This is a genomic window from Corynebacterium sp. KPL2838 (genome assembly GCF_040225455.1).
In the GTDB taxonomy this organism is placed as follows: domain Bacteria; phylum Actinomycetota; class Actinomycetes; order Mycobacteriales; family Mycobacteriaceae; genus Corynebacterium; species Corynebacterium rhinophilum.
Map to the genome: position 1 here is coordinate 1 of NZ_JBEHFT010000036.1, position 19,489 is coordinate 19,489.

General features: G+C 55.4%; 11 protein-coding genes and 3 pseudogenes. 12 read left to right on the plus strand and 2 right to left on the minus strand.

Annotation, left to right across the window (positions count from 1 at the left end):
• Positions 1–424: 424 nt before the first annotated feature.
• From ABRP98_RS09950 to ABRP98_RS09975, 6 genes are all read left to right on the plus strand, one after another.
• A complete protein-coding gene (locus tag ABRP98_RS09950) occupies positions 425–2,380 on the plus strand; it encodes an alpha/beta hydrolase-fold protein (protein ID WP_349859022.1) in 1,956 nt (651 codons plus the stop codon).
• A gap of 2 nt (positions 2,381–2,382) precedes the next feature.
• Positions 2,383–2,910 (plus strand): hypothetical protein, encoded by a 528-nt coding sequence (locus ABRP98_RS09955; RefSeq protein WP_349859024.1) that lies wholly within the window; start codon positions 2,383–2,385, stop codon positions 2,908–2,910.
• Between the two features lie 33 nt (positions 2,911–2,943).
• Entirely contained in the window at positions 2,944–3,864 is a 921-nt protein-coding gene (locus tag ABRP98_RS09960; RefSeq protein ID WP_349859026.1) for a cutinase family protein, read from the plus strand.
• Positions 3,865–3,923: 59 nt separating this feature from the next.
• Positions 3,924–5,669, plus strand: coding sequence for a FadD32-like long-chain-fatty-acid--AMP ligase (locus ABRP98_RS09965; protein WP_349859028.1), 1,746 nt, complete (start codon positions 3,924–3,926; stop codon positions 5,667–5,669).
• A 90-nt stretch (positions 5,670–5,759) separates the two neighbouring features.
• On the plus strand, positions 5,760–10,520 hold the full coding sequence (locus ABRP98_RS09970) for a beta-ketoacyl synthase N-terminal-like domain-containing protein (protein ID WP_349859030.1): 4,761 nt from the start codon (positions 5,760–5,762) through the stop codon (positions 10,518–10,520).
• A complete protein-coding gene (locus tag ABRP98_RS09975; protein WP_284783745.1) occupies positions 10,495–12,051 on the plus strand; it encodes an acyl-CoA carboxylase subunit beta in 1,557 nt (518 codons plus the stop codon). The genes ABRP98_RS09970 and ABRP98_RS09975 overlap by 26 nt, the downstream gene beginning before the upstream one ends.
• A 405-nt stretch (positions 12,052–12,456) precedes the next feature.
• On the opposite strand, the pseudogene ABRP98_RS11815 reads toward ABRP98_RS09975, so the two are convergent.
• Positions 12,457–12,774: pseudogene (locus ABRP98_RS11815) on the minus strand (transposase); the annotation flags it as partial.
• A gap of 386 nt (positions 12,775–13,160) precedes the next feature.
• Here ABRP98_RS11815 and ABRP98_RS09985 point away from each other — a divergent pair.
• From ABRP98_RS09985 to ABRP98_RS10010, 6 genes and pseudogenes are all read left to right on the plus strand, one after another.
• Positions 13,161–13,359, plus strand: a pseudogene (locus tag ABRP98_RS09985) (hypothetical protein).
• Between the two features lie 379 nt (positions 13,360–13,738).
• Positions 13,739–13,900 carry a hypothetical protein gene (locus tag ABRP98_RS09990; protein WP_284637196.1) on the plus strand — a complete coding sequence of 54 codons (162 nt, stop codon included), beginning with the start codon at positions 13,739–13,741 and terminating at the stop codon, positions 13,898–13,900.
• A gap of 71 nt (positions 13,901–13,971) precedes the next feature.
• Positions 13,972–14,217, plus strand: coding sequence for a hypothetical protein (locus tag ABRP98_RS09995; protein WP_349859036.1), 246 nt, complete (start codon positions 13,972–13,974; stop codon positions 14,215–14,217).
• A 1,121-nt stretch (positions 14,218–15,338) separates the two neighbouring features.
• Positions 15,339–16,049, plus strand: coding sequence for an ATP-binding cassette domain-containing protein (locus tag ABRP98_RS10000; RefSeq protein ID WP_349859032.1), 711 nt, complete (start codon positions 15,339–15,341; stop codon positions 16,047–16,049).
• A complete protein-coding gene (locus tag ABRP98_RS10005) occupies positions 16,046–17,488 on the plus strand; it encodes a hypothetical protein (protein WP_349859034.1) in 1,443 nt (480 codons plus the stop codon). The genes ABRP98_RS10000 and ABRP98_RS10005 overlap by 4 nt, the downstream gene beginning before the upstream one ends.
• Before the next feature lie 9 nt (positions 17,489–17,497).
• Positions 17,498–17,815 carry a hypothetical protein gene (locus tag ABRP98_RS10010; RefSeq protein ID WP_284771349.1) on the plus strand — a complete coding sequence of 106 codons (318 nt, stop codon included), beginning with the start codon at positions 17,498–17,500 and terminating at the stop codon, positions 17,813–17,815.
• 1,062 nt (positions 17,816–18,877) lie between these two features.
• Here the strand turns inward: ABRP98_RS10010 and ABRP98_RS10015 are convergent.
• Positions 18,878–19,489 (minus strand): annotated as a pseudogene (locus tag ABRP98_RS10015) (IS3 family transposase); the annotation flags it as partial.

The window sequence follows — 19,489 nt, forward strand, 5'->3', positions numbered from 1 at the left end:
GACCTCACACACTTGATGTGGGTCAGGTTCCTATTAGCAGTTTGGAGTATGTCACTGCCTTCGGCGGCATCACCCCCCGGATCATTGTCAGACAGGGACGAAAATAAGCCATACCGAAGCCAGCGACTAGTTCCACTGCTCCTCAAAAAGAAAAGCAAAAGGAACGCAGACAAACATAACCTGCCCCTGCACAGGGGCAGAGTTACGAATCCTGGGTAACCTCAAGCGGAACTGCTAACAACGTAATGGGCAGGATCTATCAAGATAAATGGTGATATAACTTTGTACGGCGTGTCAGCCTTCCCAAAGCCTCAAGTTCAACTTAAACTTAAGCGCACAATAGACAGCTCACGCCGCAGGTAGCAGTCCGGAGGAGGGGAACCTTCGGAATGCGGCCGCGGTAAATTTTCAAGGACGTTTACCTATGCGCAAAAACACTTCCCCGGGCAAGGCCCGCAAGGGGCTCGCGGTAGCAGCCATGCCGACCGCCATTGCTGTTGGACTTGCCCTGCTGCCCAATGCCACCGCCCAAAGCTCTCTCGGTGACATGAGCTCTGCTCAGTCAGGCAACGGTAGCAGTCTGTCTGATCACTTTGCGCCCAAGGATCCGCCGGCCCGTACCCCAGTGGAAACCGAATACCCACAGGTGGAGGGCCTGCCGGATGGTGTAAAGATCAACCGTGTGGAGTACCTGTCCAACCGTCACCTGATGGTTTATATCCAGTCCGCAGCCATGCCGGATCACGAGCAGAAGGTGCAGATCCAGCTCGCGCGCGACTGGTATTCGCAGCCGGAGAAGAAGTTCCCAGAGGTATGGGCACTTGATGGCCTGCGCGCCCGCGATGACGAGTCCGGCTGGACCATTGAGACCAATATCCTCAACCAGTACGCGGACCGCAACGTCAACCTCATTATGCCAGTGGGCGGCGAATCCTCCTTCTACTCCGACTGGCAGCAGCCGGATGCAGGCAAGAACTACAAGTGGGAGACCTTCCTGACCAAGGAATTGGTTCCCATCTTGGATAAGGAATACCGCTCCAACCAGAAGCGTGCGGTCACTGGGCTGTCCATGGGTGGTACCGCGGCGATCAACTTGGCGGAGCGCAACCCCCACCTGTTCGGTTTCGTGGGTTCGTTCTCTGGCTACCTGGATACGACCACCCGCGGCATGCCGCAGGCCATCATGGCCGCGCAGCGCGATGCCGGTGGATTCGATTCCCACAAGATGTGGGGCGAGCCGGGCTCGCAGGACTGGATCGACCACGATCCGAAGCTGGGCATCGAAAACCTCAAGGACATGCAGGTCTATGTCTCTGCCGGTAACGGCAAGGATGACTTTGGCAATGCCACCTCCGTGGCCAAGGGTCAGGCCAGCTTGGCCGGCATGGGGCTCGAGGTCATCTCCCGCATGTCCACCCAGACCTTCGTGGATTACGCGAAGCGCGCCAATGTGGAACCTGTGGTGAAATTCCGCCCCTCCGGCGTGCACAGCTGGGAATTCTGGCAATTTGAGATGCAGAATGCATGGCCGTACATTGCGGATGCCCTCAATATTGACAAGGCCGACCGCGGTGCGAACTGTCAGACCGAAGGCGAGATCGCCAAGGCCACCAAGGAAGGCCGCATCGGTTCCTGCCTGAATAACGAATATGACGTTGCTGATAAGGGCAAGGCACAAGACTTCGAAACTGGTACGGCGTACTGGTCCCCGGAGACCGGTGCGCATGCCCTGTACGGCCGCATTGGCGCCCGCTATGCGGAAATCGGTGGCCCTACCACTTGGTTGGGCTTCCCGAAGTCCGATGAACTTAAGACGCCAGATGGCAAGGGACGCTACGTGCACTTCGAAAACGGTTCCATTTACTGGAGCCCAGAGACCGGCGCCTGGGAAATCACCGGCGACATGTTTAAGAAGTGGGGCGAGAAGGGCTATGAAGGCGGCGATCTGAAGTACCCGACCGGCCCGGTCAAGAAGGTGGGCGAAGGCTTTACCCAGGAATTCCAAAACGGCGTTTTGACCCGCAACCCGGACGGCAAGAACCAGGTGTCCTTTGGTGCCATTGGCAAAAAGTACAAGGATATGGGCGGTGTCGAATCCCCACTGGGCTTCCCCACGGACGGTGAGAAGAAGGTCAAGGATGGCAATGGCTTCTTCCAGGAATTTGAGCATGGCTCCATCTACTGGTCCCCAGAATCCGGTGCGCACTACATCTTGAAGGGTGCCATCATGGATGAATGGGGTAAGAAGGGCTGGGAACACGGCGAATTTGGCTGGCCCACCTCTGATTACTCCGAAATCGCAGCTGGTGGATTGAAGCAGGAGTTCCAGCACGGAACGATCAGTGAAGTCATGGGCCGCGTACAGGCTGAAAAGAAATAAGCATGCGTAAATTAGCCATCGTAGGAGCGGTCTTATGCCTCGGCTTGGCAGGGTGTGACTCTGCCACCGTGGATAGTGACTCCGGCAATGACACTTCGGTGGCGCCGCTGTCGCGTGAAAAGACCTCCGAAGAATCGACCACGAGCAGCAGCGAGTCTGCATCTAGCAGCGCTTCCTCCTCGGAGGAGCCCTCCGAGTCCAAGCACGATTCCAAGGGCTCCGCTGAGCCGCGGAACGGGTCTGGTTCCGCGAACTCCCCGGAGGACCGTGGTGCCCGCGAGATCTCTGAAATCCCGTCCGCGCAGCTGCCCAAGGAAGAGGCTGCGTATCTGGATTCGTTAAAGGATGCTGGCGTGAACGTCGATGGGGTAGAAGATCAGCTCCTCGGTGCAGGCCAGGGCGCTTGCGGTGACAATGACATCACTATTCCCGCAGTGGCCGGGCAACTGATTGAGCAGCAACGCTCTGATAAGGACTTTGACGAGCTCACCAAGCTGCTTCAGAACAACGCACGTTCAGCCCTTTGCTAGCTTCCTTTGAGGTTTTCCGGGTACAACTAGTTCATGCGAAAAATCATTACCGTTGTTGCCGTCCTTGCCCTTCTCGTCGTCATCGGCGTGGGGGCGGTGCACTACCTCACGACCTCGGACTCGGCGGGGCCTAGCGCCCCCAAGGAGTCAGAGTCTGCAGCACCACCGGAGCAATCCCAGCCGGATTGGTGCCCGGCCGTGGAGTTTATTTCCGCGCCAGGTACCTGGGAATCTGCCGCCGACGATGATCCCCTCAATCCTTCTGCTAATCCGCGCTCGTTCATGCTGTCTATTACGCAGCCGTTGCAGGAGGCTTACGGGGATAATGTAAAGGTATGGACCCTTCCTTATACTGCGCAATTTAAAAACATCAATGCGCAGGAGGAAATGAGCTACGACGATTCCCGCAATGAGGGCACCGCGAAGCTGAATGAGGAGCTGCGCGGCATGCACGATAGCTGCCCACAGACCAAGTTCATTTTGAGCGGTTTCTCCCAAGGCGCGGTCATCGCCGGCGATGTCGCGGATGATATCGGCGGCGGCGAAGGCGTAATCCCGGCGGATAATATTGCGGGCGTGGCGCTGATTGCAGATGGCCGTCGGGAAAACGGCGTGGGCCAAAATCCAGGCCACGAGCTCGGTGGAATCGGTGCCGAAATCGCCTTGGAACCCGTCTCCGGGCTTGTCCAGCCCATCGTGCCCGGAGCGACCATGCGCGGTGCGCGCCCGCACGGCTTCGGTGAGCTCGCGGATAGGACCTTCCAGATCTGTGCTCCCAATGACTCCGTGTGCGATGCGCCCACCGGCGTGGGCAATGGTTTGGAACGCGCCAAGGATTTGATCGGGGCCAATGGAGTACACGCGCAGTACGCCGATAACGGCGGCGTGATTGAGGGGACTACTGCGAACCAGTGGGTTGTGGACTGGGCCCACCGTGTCATTGATGCCGTGTAATATGAGGCGCTATAACATCGATATTTTTTAAGACAAAAGCATTTACCAAAGGAGAATCGATGGATTTACAGCAACTCATGGGGAAGTTTTTTGACGCCGAGGGCAATATCGCCCTCCCCGCAGAACTCACCTTGGCAGGCTTGGCCGAGACCCTCTACCAGGCAGACGCGGATACCTCGCAGGTAGTAATGCGACAGTGGCTCTACGGTGAGGAAGACACCGCCCGTAAGCTCAGCCGCCAGGAGATCAATACCCGGATCAAAGTGGTGGCAGCGCGCCTGCAACAGGTAACAGAACCCGGCACCCGCGTGGCCATCCTGGCGGGCAACTCCCCCGAGTACCTCTTCGGTTTCTTGGGCGCGATGTACGCGGGAATGACCCCGATTCCGCTCTATGATCCGAATGAGCCCGGGCACGCGGATCACCTCAAGGCGGTTTTTGCTGACTGTGAGCCCACTGTTGTGTTGACCAACCGCGTATCGGCCGCGGCGGTGCGCACCTATTTCTCCACCGAGCGCGAGCGCCCGCGCGTCATCTCCATCAATGCGCTGCCAGATTCCTTGGCGGCGTCATGGAAGCCGGTTGCTGGCGAGGGCGTGGATTCCACCGCCTTCTTGCAGTACACCTCTGGTTCCACGCGCACCCCTGCTGGCGTGGAGCTGAGCAACCGCGCGATTTTGGTGAATGTGCTCCAAATTTTCCGGGCTGTGAACCTGCAGTTCCCGCCACGCGTGGTGTCGTGGCTGCCGATGCACCACGATATGGGCATCATCTTGGCGCTATTCACCACTATTCTGGGCATCGAATTGGACATGATGACCCCGCGCGACTTCATCCAGCATCCCAACCGGTGGGTTGAGCGCATCAGCCGCCAGCCGGGTGAAGAGAAGAATACCTATACCGCCGTGCCCAATTTCGCCTTGGAATTGGCCGCGCGCTACGGCAAGGACGCGGATTTCTCCAACGTTGATGGAATCCTCATTGGTTCTGAACCGGTGACGGAACCAGCGGTGCAGAAATTCCTAGATACCTTCAGCGTCGAGCGTTCCGTGCTGCGTCCCTCCTATGGTTTGGCGGAAGCAACCCTCATCGTCGCTACCGCACAGGATAAAAAGCGCCCCGTCATTTCCCATTTCAACCGCGAAAAATTGGCGGACGGGCACGCTGTTATTGAGGAAAAGTCAGCTGCAACGGTTGCCTTCGCCTCGAATGGCCAGGGCGTTTCGTTCCAGCACCTTGCCATCGTGGATCCTGAAACCAAGGCCGAGGTCCCAGAGGGCACCATCGGTGAAATCTGGGTGCATGGACAAAATATGGCAACTGGCTATCTCAACCGCCCAGAAGAAACCGCGGCTACCTTCCGCAATACCCTGGGTGAGCGCATCCAGGATGGCCTACCAGAGGATGACTGGTGGATGGCCACTGGCGATCTCGCTACCATCATCGAGGGCGAGCTGTATATCACCGGACGGCTTAAGGATCTCATTGTCATCGCCGGGCGCAATCACTACCCGCAGGATATTGAAGGCACCGTGCAGGACGCATCCGCGCACGTGCGCCCAGATTCCATCGCTGCGTTTGCCGTGGAGGGCGAAAACTCAGAATCCTTGGTGCTCTTGGTGGAGCGCGCCGATGACGCGGATCCGTCCGGCGACGCCGCCGCCAGCGACGCAATTCGCACGGCCGTGACAAAGAATCACGGCATTACCCCGAGCGATATCGTGTGGAAGGCGCCAGGGGAAATTAAGCGCACCTCCTCGCATAAGATTGCCCGCCGCGTGGCGAAAAAGGACTACCAAGCCTAAAGCCGGATTCGGACGTTAAGTTAACAAGGTGACAAAATAGAGCGATATAGGTATTTGTCGTTCTATTAACCCCACTAGGAAAGACGGTTTATGACCATCGAGCAACTTCGTGCATGGCTGCGTGACTGGGTATCCCAGGCCACGGGCGTAGCGGCCACAGAGATTTTAGATTCCACCCCACTGGAAAACTATGGTCTTTCTTCTCGGGATGCCGTAGTGCTGTCGGGCGAATTAGAAAATCTTTTAGGCACGCGGCTCGATGCGACGGTGGCGTATGAGTACCCCACGATTGAGCTTCTAGCTAATCGCTTGCTTAATGAGCCCGCGGGGCGACATGACGATGCACCGCGCGTGCAGCGCAAAGCTCGCGCCGCGCGGGGGTCTGATATTGCGGTTATCGGCTTGTCTGGACGTTTCCCAGGCGCTAAAGATGTGCCGGAATTTTGGACCATGCTCGCTGAATCGCGCGCGGGCACGGGGCCGCTGCCGGTGGGGCGGTGGTCTGAGTACAGCGCCGATCCCGTAATGAGTGAGAAGATCGCGCAGCACAATACCGATGGCGGTTATATCGACGATGTTGCGTCCTTTGATGCGGAGTTCTTCGGCCTATCGCCGCTGGAGGCCGCGAATATGGATCCGCAGCAGCGCATCCTGCTCGAGTTGGTATGGCACGCGTTGGAGAACGCGGGCCTTCCCGCCAATGAGCTGCGCGGCACGCACACGGGCGTGTACATGGGCTCGACCAATAATGATTACGGCATGCTGATTACCGCCGATCCCACGGAGATGCATCCTTATGCGCTCACGGGTAGTTCCTCGGCAATCGTTGCCAACCGCATTTCTTATGCCCTGGATTTCCGCGGCCCGTCCATCAATGTGGATACGGCCTGCTCGTCTTCCTTGGTCGCGGTTGACCATGCAATCAAGGATCTGCGCACCGGCGCCGCCGATGTAGCGCTGGCGGGTGGCGTGAATATCTTGGCTGCCCCGCACGCTTCCACCGCCTTTTCGGAATTGGGCGTTACTTCTCCTACCAGCGCCATTCATGCTTTTTCTGATGACGCCGATGGCATCGTGCGTGCCGATGCCGCCGGTGTTCTGGTGCTCAAGCGCCTAGAGGACGCGGAGGTCGATGGCGATGAAATCCTAGCCGTTCTTAAGGGCTCTGCCGTCAATTCCGATGGTCACTCGAATGGCCTGACCGCACCTAATCCAGAAGCGCAAGAAGACGTGCTGCGCCGTGCCTACGCGGACGCGGGCGTAGCACCCGAGGATGTGGATTATGTGGAGGCCCACGGAACGGGCACCATCTTGGGAGATCCCATCGAGGCTAGCGCGCTCGGTCGCGTGCTGGGTACTGGGCGTGGGATGGAATCGCCCGTCCTCTTGGGCTCTGCCAAGACCAATATCGGCCACTCTGAATCCGCTGCGGGTGTCGTAGGCCTCATCAAGGTCATCGAGGCCATGCGGCACGATATTATCCCGGCGAATATCAATTACTCCGGGCCCAATCGCTATATCGATTTCGTGGGCGAGCGCCTCGAGGTCGTTGAAGACCCGCGCGAATGGCCTGAATACTCTGGGAAAAAGGTGGCCGGCGTATCGGGCTTTGGCTTTGGCGGCACGAATGTCCACGTCGTCTTGACGGATTACCAGGGCACCCCGCACAGCAGTGATCCGCAGTTATCCACCGAAACGGTGGCGTTGCCGGTCTCTGGCCTCTTGCCGTCTCGCCGCGCGCGTGCGGCCGGCCTGCTCGCGGATTTCTTAGAGGCAGAGCAGCCAGACTTGGCAGATGTTGCGCGCACGGTTGCCCGCCGCAACCACTCGCGCTCGCGCGCCGTCGTCATGGCTAGCTCCACTGAAGAGGCCATTAAGCGCCTGCGCCAGGTGGCCGAGGGCAAGGTGTCTGTCGGCATTGCCGCCGCGGATTCCCCGCAGGTGCAGGGGCCGGTCTTCGTATATTCAGGCTTTGGTTCCCAACACCGCAAGATGGCGAAGGACATGATCGCCCTCTCACCGCTGTTTAGCGCGCGGCTGAAAGAGCTCGATGCCATCGTGGATTTCGAGTCGGGCTGGTCCATCCTGGGCATCGTTGAAGACGATTCCCAAACCTATGACACGGAAACGGCGCAGGTTGCCATCACCGCCATCCAGATCGCGCTGACGGACCTACTGGCCTCCTTCGGCGTGCGTCCGGCGGGCGTTATGGGCATGTCCATGGGTGAAATCGCCGCGGCCTATGCCGCAGGTGGAATTTCCGCGCGGGATGCGATGATTATTGCTTGTCACCGCGCGCGCTTGATGGGTGAGGGAGAGGCATCGCTAAGCGATGCCGAGCAAGGAGCCATGGCCGTCGTCGAGCTATCCGCCGAAGACATTGCCGCCCTCGATACATCCATCGAGCCAGCCGTCTATACCGGCCCCGGCATGACTACCGTGGGTGGTCCGCGCCAGGCGGTACTGGAGCTGGTGGAAAAACTCGACGATGAAGGGAAATTCGCCCGCGCCCTCAACGTGAAGGCCGCGGGGCATACCTCTGCCGTCGACCCGATTTTGGGCGAGCTCGAAGCAGCCATCGCCGGCATGGAGGCCCGCCCGCTGCATACGACGCTCTTTTCCTCCGTGGATAAGGGCGAGGTCTATCGCCCCGGTACCACCGTCCACGATGAGGATTACTGGCTGCGCATGACCCGCTACCCGGTGTACCTGCAGGACGCTACGGAACAAGCCATTGCCGCAGGGCACACCCAGCTGGTGGAGATTTCGCCGAACCCGGTGGCGCTCATGGGGCTTATGTCTACGGCGTTTGCCGTGGGCAAGGCCGATGCGCAATTGCTGTATAGCTTAAAGCGCAAGGTGGACCCTACCGAGTCTTTGTTGGATTTGTTGAGCAAGCTCTACGTGACGGGAACCCCGGTGAATTTCGCCGCCGTAGTGGGGTCGGGCGCGCAGGCAGAAGCGCCGTATACGCAGTTCAACCGCCAGCGTTTTTGGACCAATGCGCGGCCTTCGGGCGGGGTCTCCGGCCTGCCCGGTAACCGCGTGAACTTGCCGGAGGGCAAGGTGGCCTTTTCCACCAACGCCGACCAAGCCCCGTCCGCGCTGGCCATCGTGGAGGCCGCCGCAGAAGCGGTGCAGCCTGGGGCACACATCGTGGCCGCGGAGGAACACCGCGATCTCCCGCCGTACGGGGAAATTACTACCGTCGTCACCACGTCCATTGGTGGAATGTCCATTGCCGTCTATAGCGTGCAGGACACGCGCACTGAGCTCTTGGCGGAAGGTTTTGCCTCCGGCCTGGATTTGGGCGCGGGCGCGATCCCTGGGGTGGCGGCGGTGCCAGAGGGCAACGCCGGCACGGAGACGGCTGCCGAGGAGGAGGATGTGGATGCCGTGCGCTGGGATCCACGGCAAGAGACCGTCGAGGACCGCTTGGCGCTTATCGTGTCCGAATCCATGGGCTATGACGTCTCGGATCTCCCGCGCGAGCTGCCGCTGATTGACCTGGGCCTCGATTCCTTGATGGGCATGCGCATTAAAAACCGCGTGGAAAATGACTTCCAGATTCCACCCTTGCAGGTACAGGCGCTTCGCGATGCCTCCTTGGCAGACGTCATCACCATGGTCGAGGAAGCCGTTGCGGGCGGCCGTATAGATAACGGTGATACTAGCGCCGACGCTGCACCGGCGGCTACAGAATCTGCGGCCGCAGCAGACGAGACCACCCAAGACTCGGAGCAGGGCGTGGGCATTGCCCCGCGCGATGCCTCTGAACGCATGGTCTTTGGCACGTGGGCAAGCATTACCGGTAAGGCCCCGGCGGGCGTGACCTCGCCGCTTCCGGAAATCTCCGAGGAAGTGGCAGCACAGATTGCCGAGCGTTTGCGCGAGCGCGCCCACATCGATGTCACCGCGCAGCAGGTCCTCGACGCCGAAGCACTGGAAACATTGTCTGACCTGGTCCGCGAGGGCCTCGAGACCGAGGTGGAAGGCAATATCCGCGTCTTGCGCGAGGCCGATGGGCCCGCCGTGTTCATGTTCCATCCGGCCGGTGGAACCACGGTGGTCTACCAACCGCTGACCCGCAGGCTGCCAGCGGATGTCGCCGTCTACGGCGTGGAAAGGATTGAGGGCTCCTTAGAAGAGCGAGCCGCCGCTTATATCGAGGACATCGTTCGCTATGCGCGCGGCCGCAAGGTCGTCCTCGGCGGTTGGTCCTTTGGCGGCGCTTTGGCCTACGAGGTGGCCTACCAGCTGGCAGAGCGCAGCAAGCGTGGGGAGGAGAGCGCAGAGGTCGCCTTCATTTCCTTGCTCGATACCACGCAGCCGTCCCACCCGGCACCGGATACGCCGGAGGAAACCCGCGCCCGGTGGGAGCGCTACGCCGCCTTTGCTAAGAAGACCTATGGCTTGGACTTCGAGCCGCCTTACGAGATGCTGGACACCATGGGTGAGGACGCTCTGATGACCATGCTGGCGGAATTCTTGGCCACGACGGATGCCTCCGAACACGGCCTTTCCGCCGGCGTCTTGGAGCACCAGCGCGCGTCCTTTGTGGATAACCAGATTTTGGCCAAGATCGATTTCCACCGCTGGGCCGATGTCAGCGTTCCTGTGGTGCTCTTCCGCTCAGAGCGGATGCATGACGGTGCGATCGAGCTAGAGCCGCGCTACGCTGAGATTGATCCGGATGGCGGCTGGGGCGTTATCGTTAAGGATCTAGAAATTGTGCAGCTGCCCGGTGATCACTTGGCAGTGCCGGACGAGCCAGCCATTGGCACCGTGGGCAAGCATATGAACGATTGGATCGAGGAGAAGATACGTGGCGGCCAAGCAAACAACCGCTGAGAAACTCGCTGACCTGCGCAAGCGCCTAGATGAGGCGCAAGATCCAGGCAGTGAGCGTTCCCGCACACGCCGCGACGAGGCAGGCCGTACCACTCCTCGCCAGCGCATCAACGAGCTCTTGGATGAAGGTTCCTTTGTGGAAACGGGCTCCTTGGGCAAGACCCCGGGTGACCCGGAAGCCATCTATTCCGATGGCGTGGTCACAGGCTATGGCCGCGTATCCGGTCGGCCCGTATGCATCTATGCTCACGACAAGACGGTCTACGGCGGTTCCGTGGGTGTCACCTTTGGTAAGAAAGTCACCGAGATCATGGATATGGCCATCAAGATTGGCTGCCCGGTCATCGGTATCCAGGATTCCGGTGGTGCACGTATCCAAGACGCGGTGACTTCGCTAGCCATGTACTCCGAAATCGCCCGCCGCCAGCTGCCGCTATCTGGCCGCAGCCCGCAGATTTCCATCATGATGGGTAAATCCGCCGGCGGCGCGGTCTACGCTCCGGTGACCACTGACTTTGTCATCGCGGTGGATGAGGAAGCGGAAATGTATGTCACCGGCCCCAACGTCATCCGTGAGGTTACCGGTGAAGACGTCACCTCCGCTGAGCTCGGCGGCGCCCGCCAACAGGAGCTGAACGGCAACGTTTCCGCCGTGGTGGATTCTGAGGAAGACGCCTTTGACATGGTGCGCGATATTTTGGATCACCTGCCGCTGACCTGCTTTGATGAATCGCCGACTTTCCCCGCGCCGTCTGATGCCGAAATCACCGAGGATGAGGACCTGAATTCCTTCATGCCGGATGACACCAATGCCGGTTACGACATGATGGACCTTCTCACCCAGCTTGGCGATGACGATGAGATCATCGAAATCCAGGAAAACTTCGCGCCGAATATGATCACCGCCTTTGGCCGCATCGACGGCAAGACGGTGGGTTTTGTGGCCAATAACCCCATGCACTTGGCCGGGTGCATTGATGCCGATGCCGCCGATAAGGGCGCGCGCTTTATCCGCATCTGCGATGCCTACAATGTTCCGCTCGTCTTCGTAGTCGATACGCCGGGCTACCTGCCGGGTGTGGAACAGGAGAAGGTGGGCCTGATTCACCGCGGTGCGAAGTTTGCCTTCGCCGTCGTGGAAGCCACCGTGCCGAAGGTCTCGCTCATCGTGCGCAAGGCCTACGGCGGCGCCTATGCCGTCATGGGGTCGAAGAACTTGAGCGGCGATATTAACTTGGCGTGGCCTACCGCGCAGATCGCTGTCATGGGTGCTGCCGCCGCCGTGGTCATGATTGCGGGAAAGCAGCTTGAGGCCGCCGAGACCCCAGAGCAGCGCGAGATGACCAAGAAGATGTTCATGGACTTCTACGATGAGACCATGACAGCACCCTACGTGGCAGCGGAACGCGGCTACCTCGATGCCATGATTCAGCCAAATCAATCGCGCATTGCCCTGCGCCAGGCGCTGCGGCAATTGGCCACGAAGTCGGCCCATGACCTGCCCAAAAAACACAATATTGCGCCGATGTAACGCGGCGCTATGTTGTCGCGATACCTAAATAAGAGTTTCGTGACAGTTGAAGGAGAAAACCTTGTTTGCTTTGTCCAGCGCAATCGACCTGATTGGTGAAATCATCGGCCACGCCTTCTTGGCGTACAACCAGTTCTTGGCTGGTCTGCCATTCAACCTGCCGTTCTAAGCTGAGAATATTTCGCACAGATTTAAGGTTCCGAGGCTAGACGGCAGGATGCGTGGTTAAGGTTGTCTCGTTAGAGAGTCTGGGCTGGTGGTACTAGTCCTTTTCCACTCTTTTACGGGATCACCGGTCTTTGACCGGGAAATACCGTACACAACTTCCTGCTGTGCTAGCCGGTTCGGATCACGATGAAAGGATGAGTAAAATCATCCTCGATGCCCTGTCTATGGCGGGGATGGTCAAGTCCGTAGAAGTGGTGTATTTGTTCTTTCTGAATCGAGGACAGCGCCAAGGGCAGTGTTGGGGTCCGGCTCGGGAGTTGATGTCGGTTCATTAGGCTGCTTCGTCGGGGCCTTTGTGTTGCTAGCATTGAAGGTGTTGGCGGCTATGAGGTTTCGGGTTTGTTCCAAGTTCGCTAGCGACATGTACCGCTTTTGCTGGATCCAATCATCATGTTGTTCGGCTAGCACAGAGCCGACCAGGCGGATCACAGACCTGCGGTTAGGGAAGAACCCTACAACGTCGGTACGCCGCCGGATTTCCCGATTCAGCCGTTCTGTCTGGGTCAGGCCCACTTAACTTTCAAGTGTGAAAGGGAACTAATGAACAGGCATAAAATATCTCCTAATGCGATTGTCGTTGCACTATTTGGTCTGGCAATTTCAAGTTATGTCGGCATCGCAAACAAGTCGATCCTAGGGTTTCTCATCCTCATACTGCTCACCATAGTTGGAGCAGTACTGGTCAATCGCATCAAAAACAGGCATCAGGAATAACCGGCGAGTAAAATCGTCTGCAGGACGCTAACCCCATGTCGTCATCCTGACGTAACGTTTTGTCATCCTGTATTTCTGCGTTGTTTGGCGTGGATTCGCGTGCTCTCCTGCCCTCGGAGATGACTCCTGTTTGGTTGCCACCTGATACTTGACCCGGTCGGGTTGAAGTGTCCCAGGTCTTGTTCCGTTTGAGTAGATGGGAAAGTCTGGAACATGCCAAGAAAATTTGACCAAGATGCAAAGAACCGTGTGGTCCGTCTCGTGGAAGACCGCATCTTGGCGGAAAACATGTCGATGCACCCCGCGTGCCAGGCAGTAGCTCCAAAGTTGGGGGTTTCATGGCACACAGCTCGTCAATGGACTTAAGCCTGCTCGCCGTGCAGGAAACACCCCAGAACCAGTGCCCGAAGACTTGGCCGCCGAAAACGCCAGGCTACGCCGCGAAAATCACCAGCTTCGAGATACCAACGAGTTACTGAAGGCCGCGTCAGCTTTTTTCGCGTCGGAACTCGACCCCAAACGTCGGAAATGATCCGGTTCATCGATAAATACCGGAATCATTTCTCTGTCGAGTTCATCTGCAAGACGTTGAAAAATAACCGGGCTGGTGGGTTCATCACCTCGCGTGGTTATCGCCAGTCCAAAGCCCGTGGGTTAAGCGCTCGTCGCCTTCGTGACGGCCGTGCTAGTTGAACGCATTAGTGCTGTTCATCGGGATAATTACGGTGTCTTAGGCGTGCGGAAAATGTGGCATGCACTTCACCGTGACGGAATAGATATCGGCCGTGAGCAAACCGCCCGGCTGATGCGCCTGGCCGGTGTTTCTGGCAAAGGCAAAGGCGGATCACCAATCACAACCCGCACACCTCAACGTGCCGGATCTGCGCCCGGATTTGGTCGAGCGTGAGTTCAAAGCCCAGGGCCTTAAACAAGCTGTGGGTGGCCGACATTACCTACGTGCGCACGAAGAAGGGTTTTGTGTACACCGCGTTTGTCACTGACGTTTACTCCCGACGGATCGTCGGATGGGCATTATCGGACTCGATGCGCACTTCAGGCATTACCGCTGCAAGCACTCAACCAAGCGATTGTAAGTGCGAGGGAAACAACAGACCTTATTCACCATTCGGATCACGGCTCGCAGTACGTCAGCGTTGTCTACAACCAGCGCCTTTCCCAACACGGGATCACTGCTTCTACTGGGACAGTTGGCGACTGAAATGACAATGCTCTAGCTGAAAACGTTAACGGCTCCTACAAGAACGAGCTCATCCATACTCGCAGGTGGAATGATGCTGTCGAGGTAGAAATCGCCACATTTGAGTGGGTGTCATGGTAAAACGAGGCAAGGCTCCACCAAAGCCTGGGATACCGAAGTCCAGCCGAGGTGGAAAACGAATTTTGGAAGAAGAACCCGCAACAGGGAATAATAGAAATCAAGGCAAATGCCTAGGAACAAAACTCGGGGCACTTCACGCCCATTCTTTTAATAAGCACGAGTGCTGATACACCGCAGGCCGTCTCTCACACTGCAAGTGTGCCATGAAACTGGGCGCGCCAGCGAGCATAGGTCGTGGTCAGGGGTGAGAACACCTGTGAGCAGATAGCAGGGCGCTTGTGTCAGGCAATGCGTCAGCGCATTCGCATATCAGTATGAGCAACAGAGCGCGCTCAAAACGTTAGGGCGTGCACGCGCAAACGAGCACCAGGACGTGGCAATCACACGGGCAAGGAAGTCGCGGGCGTAACTTCCACAGCAACGCTAAACCACAAAGGGTTTAACCGCTGATGCGGACAACTTATGACACGCCATTCTTTTACAGAAAAGGCGGCATCTCATAGAGGGATAGAACCGTACGCACTTAGCTCATCTGTCAACCCTAAATCCAGAAAAATAACTCTCTAGGTAAAGATATCCGTTTTCACTTCATCTGTAGAAAACATTATAACTGTGTGATACAATGCCTTTCGGGCACACAAGCTTCCTTCTATGTCAAAGTGTCTCTCCAGTCAGTTCTACCCAAAAGGAAACCAAATGACCACTGTCATTGCCCGCTCTGCACCTACTACTGAAATGCCAGCTCTCGCCTCTTCGCCTCTGGGCGCATACTATTTTCCATATCTGCTTAGCGCAAAGGACCGCTTTGACCGAGCATTGCTCCGCTACGACGCTTGGTACGTGGTACTCGTTGCAGTACTCCTCGCCCTAGGCACCGTCCTCCTAGCAGGTATGGCCGTGTGGTGCGTAACGAAAGGTCACGGCAAATTCACCGGACACTGGAAATGGGTAAAGTGGGGATTCTCAGTCAACATGGAATGCGAGCGCTAATCCACTATAACGACTAATGCTCACTACATCATCAATCACCTACTACTACGCTGGCAGCTCTTCTCCAGCTATCAATGACATAAGCTTCGAGATTGCCCCCAGTGGAGTAGTAAGTCTTGTTGGTTCAAATGGATCCGGGAAGAGCACTTTGCTAAAAATGCTTGCCGGAATCCTCACCCCCAGTACCGGGACAATCAGCCTATCCGGATTGCCCCCTGCCTCGCGGGAGGCAAAGCAGAATACCCTGCTCCTAACCGGCAATGAAAACCTCCCTGATTTCCTAACCGGACTAGAATTAATAAAATTTTATTCTTCGCTATACCATCAGCCAGTTGACTCTCAAAAACTAGACGACTTACTTCAGAGATATCAACTATCCGGGCAAATTAGCTCTCTTATTGAAGACTACTCCCACGGAATGAAAAAGAAGCTCCAATTCATCTGCGCTCTTTTAATGAGCAGGGATTTAACTATCCTAGATGAAACACTCAATGGTGTTGATTTTCAGTCCCTTCGCTTAGCGAAAGAAGACCTGTCTAATTTATCGCGTGATAAAACAGTCATTCTATGCACCCATGACAATTTTCTCACTGAAGACCTTGCTGACCGATACCTAGGTTTAAAAGATGGACGGCTGCTACGCGACGTTACCTATACTGAAATGTCAAACCAATACGGCAGCCTTACTTCTCTTCTCGAAAACCTCGTAGAGGAGGGAAACAGGTGACAGTCGTTCAGGAAACACTATCTATAAGCAGGTTTTTCAGAACCTTCCTGATTAGAAGAATGCTCTCCCTCGGCATTCTGCGATACCGAGGGACGCGAATACTGTTGGCGTTCCTCGGGACCACCCTCTTAATAGTGCTGGCCACCATCGGCTACCTCTTTTACAGAGGGTCGGATAAAGTTAAGCATATAGACACATTAGTCTTAGACCTAGCCAATCTGACACTCCCCCAATGGGTCTTTATTGGCTTTATTGTGGTAAGACTACTTTTTCTCAAATCATCAAATATGCTCTCTCTAACTGAGAGCCTTCCCGTTACAGACCACCAGCGTTCGGTTGCCCTTTTCATAAATGAATTAGTATTTATCGCGGGAATTCTGATAATCATATTCTTTTCTTCTATCGCACCCCTGCCATTTGTTTTTGGGATAGAAGTATCTAGCCAAGTGGCTACTTCTATCGTTTTTCCCGCAGCCACACTAGTGGTTGGACTTGCCTTCATCTACAACATACTGACTTGGGGTTTTTCTGTAATCCGGCTGGAAAGAATAAAAGACATATTAGCAATTTCCGTATTGCTAATACTCGCTGGATTATCTCAGATTGGAATGACGACGAAAGTCGCTAGAATTACCTCAGCATTCCAATCTGGGGACAGAGCATTCCTGTGGAGTGATACCTACACCTGGATTTCGGAAAAGTATGGCTTTTTCATTTGCTCCCTGACGGCTGTTATCTCATGTATTTTTCTATTAACAGCAGCAACCCTAACAAGCGGAGCGCTCTTCACCAGACAAAAAGAGTACATCCTTACTAGAACGCCCTCTAAAGGAGACTTAAGTAATCCGTCTACTATTCGCCAAACCCTCTTTAAGTCTTACCTCCTTAGTTTTTTAAGAGCGCAAGAAACTTGGATTACTCTAATATTCGCGCTGGGAGGTTATATTCTTCTCATTATTTCTCAGTCTATCCCCCCCATTCTAGTCGGAGAAATAATTTCGTTCCTAGGAATCTATGCCTACTCATCAACAAGTCCGCTACGCAAATTTCCATCTCTTAAGGTACGCCCCGTTGAGGTCTACCTCTTCCTTTGCTTATCTTTGTTAAGCATATCTATTCCGTTTGTACTCGTTTTCTTTATAGGATTTTGGGCCATTGGGGGGGACAGCACTACGGGACTAATTAGCGTAATTGGCTGTATTGGGACTATTCCACTAACTACAACTTTAGGGATTATTCTTCCCTCCGAAAAAGCCAATCCTCTTGCAATTATAACTGGTATAGCCATCGCTGCTATATCTGTAATATTCTTTGTCTTAGGGCTTTCCGTGTTTTCCCTTCCCCCCTGGGGGTGGGCAATCGCCACGCTATTTTTCCTTCTAAGCGTAGCGTCAGCCGGAATAATCGAAATAAAGAAAAATTCACTTCCAGACCATTAAGGAATAATAATGAAATTCTTTTCCACTGCGCTTGCCAGTCTTATCATCGCATTTTGCTTGACCGGCAGCGCGGCAGTCTTAACGATTCTCTATTTAGCGTTCTCAAATGACGCCGAAGAATTCAAAGCAACCGGCTTGTTCGATTCAGTCTTCTTCTCTTCTTCGGTAAACGAAAGAAACAATCTAGACGCGACCTTTGGAATCAATAGCCAGTTGAATTTGTTTATCATTTTCATGGCTCTTTTTATCTTCTCATTTATAACCATCTTGATTTTTCGCGCACTAACGCGATACAAGGAAAATTTAAAATCTTCCACCCGTGAATAGAAAAAATATAAACGCCAACGCGTTAATATCGTTGGTTGGAGAATTAACAGTTGCCATATGCCGACAGATGTCCCCTTTGATAATTGTCCTGGCGGGGATAGCCCTACTGGCATCTACATTTGCCATCGCTTTTAGAGACACATCCCTTCTTCCTGTACTCACCTTTTCTCTAAAAGCATCCTTTTTTTACGCATTCCTTCCTTTCTGGACTCACGAAATGGGTCATATCGTTGCATCTTCAATATTTCTCCCTGAGGACCCCCCAAAGATAGAATCCACACTCTTCCGCATATCAGTAGTTACTAAACAGCCAAAGCTTGCTCGAGATGCAAAAATCATCGCATGTATGGGTCCTTTTAGTGCAGCATTTTTAGCATTTCCAGCTTTTGCAATGGACTCTTTTGGTATTGGCATATGCTGTTTAGCCCATCTCATTTTCCTATTTCCTCCCTTTGGAGACGGAAGAATACTGTGGCAACGGCACTAAAGAATCGACAAACTAATTCATTAGTCAGAACGCAACTTGTCAGCATCTTTTATACCGAGAACCTTGTCAAAGAAGGTCTGATGGGTTGTGCATGAGTACCTAATCCACATAAGGAGATGAAACAGAATCGCTACTGTAGCTTGACGAGAGTCGACCGATAAGACCAAGATTGATGCGATTGAAAAGAAGCTGCTTGCTAAACACTGAAATGGATGCCCATCTGGGAAGTAAACGTACCGCCTTGTTCCCTGGGCCCGGTCATTTCCAACGATCCGTAGCCAGAGTTGATGGTCTTGGTATAAACCCCATTACGGTGATTGCCGCCGTGAGCTAGTTCACCTTTAGGCTTTCGTCTTCCGGCCGGCATGGCCGTAGCCCAAATGCGCATGACTTCCCGCCTGCAGAGCATCGATGGAAGTCGACAGCTCGCCGATCAAACTCGCGAGAGCAGGACTTTACATCAGCTTCTCGCTGATCTCATTGCTGGGGTTGCCCGCAAATCGTGGACACGTAGTCAAGCTACCTCGTGGTTAGGCAGCGATTTCTTTTCTGCTGGTGGTTAGGCTGGTGTGATTCTCGAAGTCGACAGGGCTGACCATCCCGAGGGCTTCAGTGCCGGCGTCGACGGTTGTAGACGACTTCAATCCAGTAAGCCACAGCCTGACGCGCAGTATCGCGGGTTGGCCAGCGCTTCCGGTCGTAGAACTCGGTCTTAAGTGTCGACCAGAACGACTCAGCCATTGCATTATCGAAACACACCCCGGTGCGCCCTACCGACTGAGCAACACCTAGGTTGCGGCACACCTCCCAGAGCTGCTCACTGGTAAATTGCGTTCTGCGGTCAGCGTGAAACACCAGCCCGTCAGCAACGTCACCGCGGAAGTGCGTGCGCCATCCGCAGTGCTCGTTCAACCAGGTATGTATCTTGCACGCTATCCATAGCCCAGCCCAGCACCCTGCGGGAATGACCATCGCGGACCGCGCATAAATACAACCAGCCTTCACCAGTGCGCAGGTAGGTAATGTCCGACATCCATACTCGATTGAGCTCACCGGTATCACACATGCGCTTGACCAGGTCAGGAAGAGCAGATTTACGCTTAGATTGAGTCGTTGTCACCGGCACAAAAGCACGCGGTGACATCCCTTCAATGCCCATCAGACGCATCCGCTTAGCCACAGTCTTG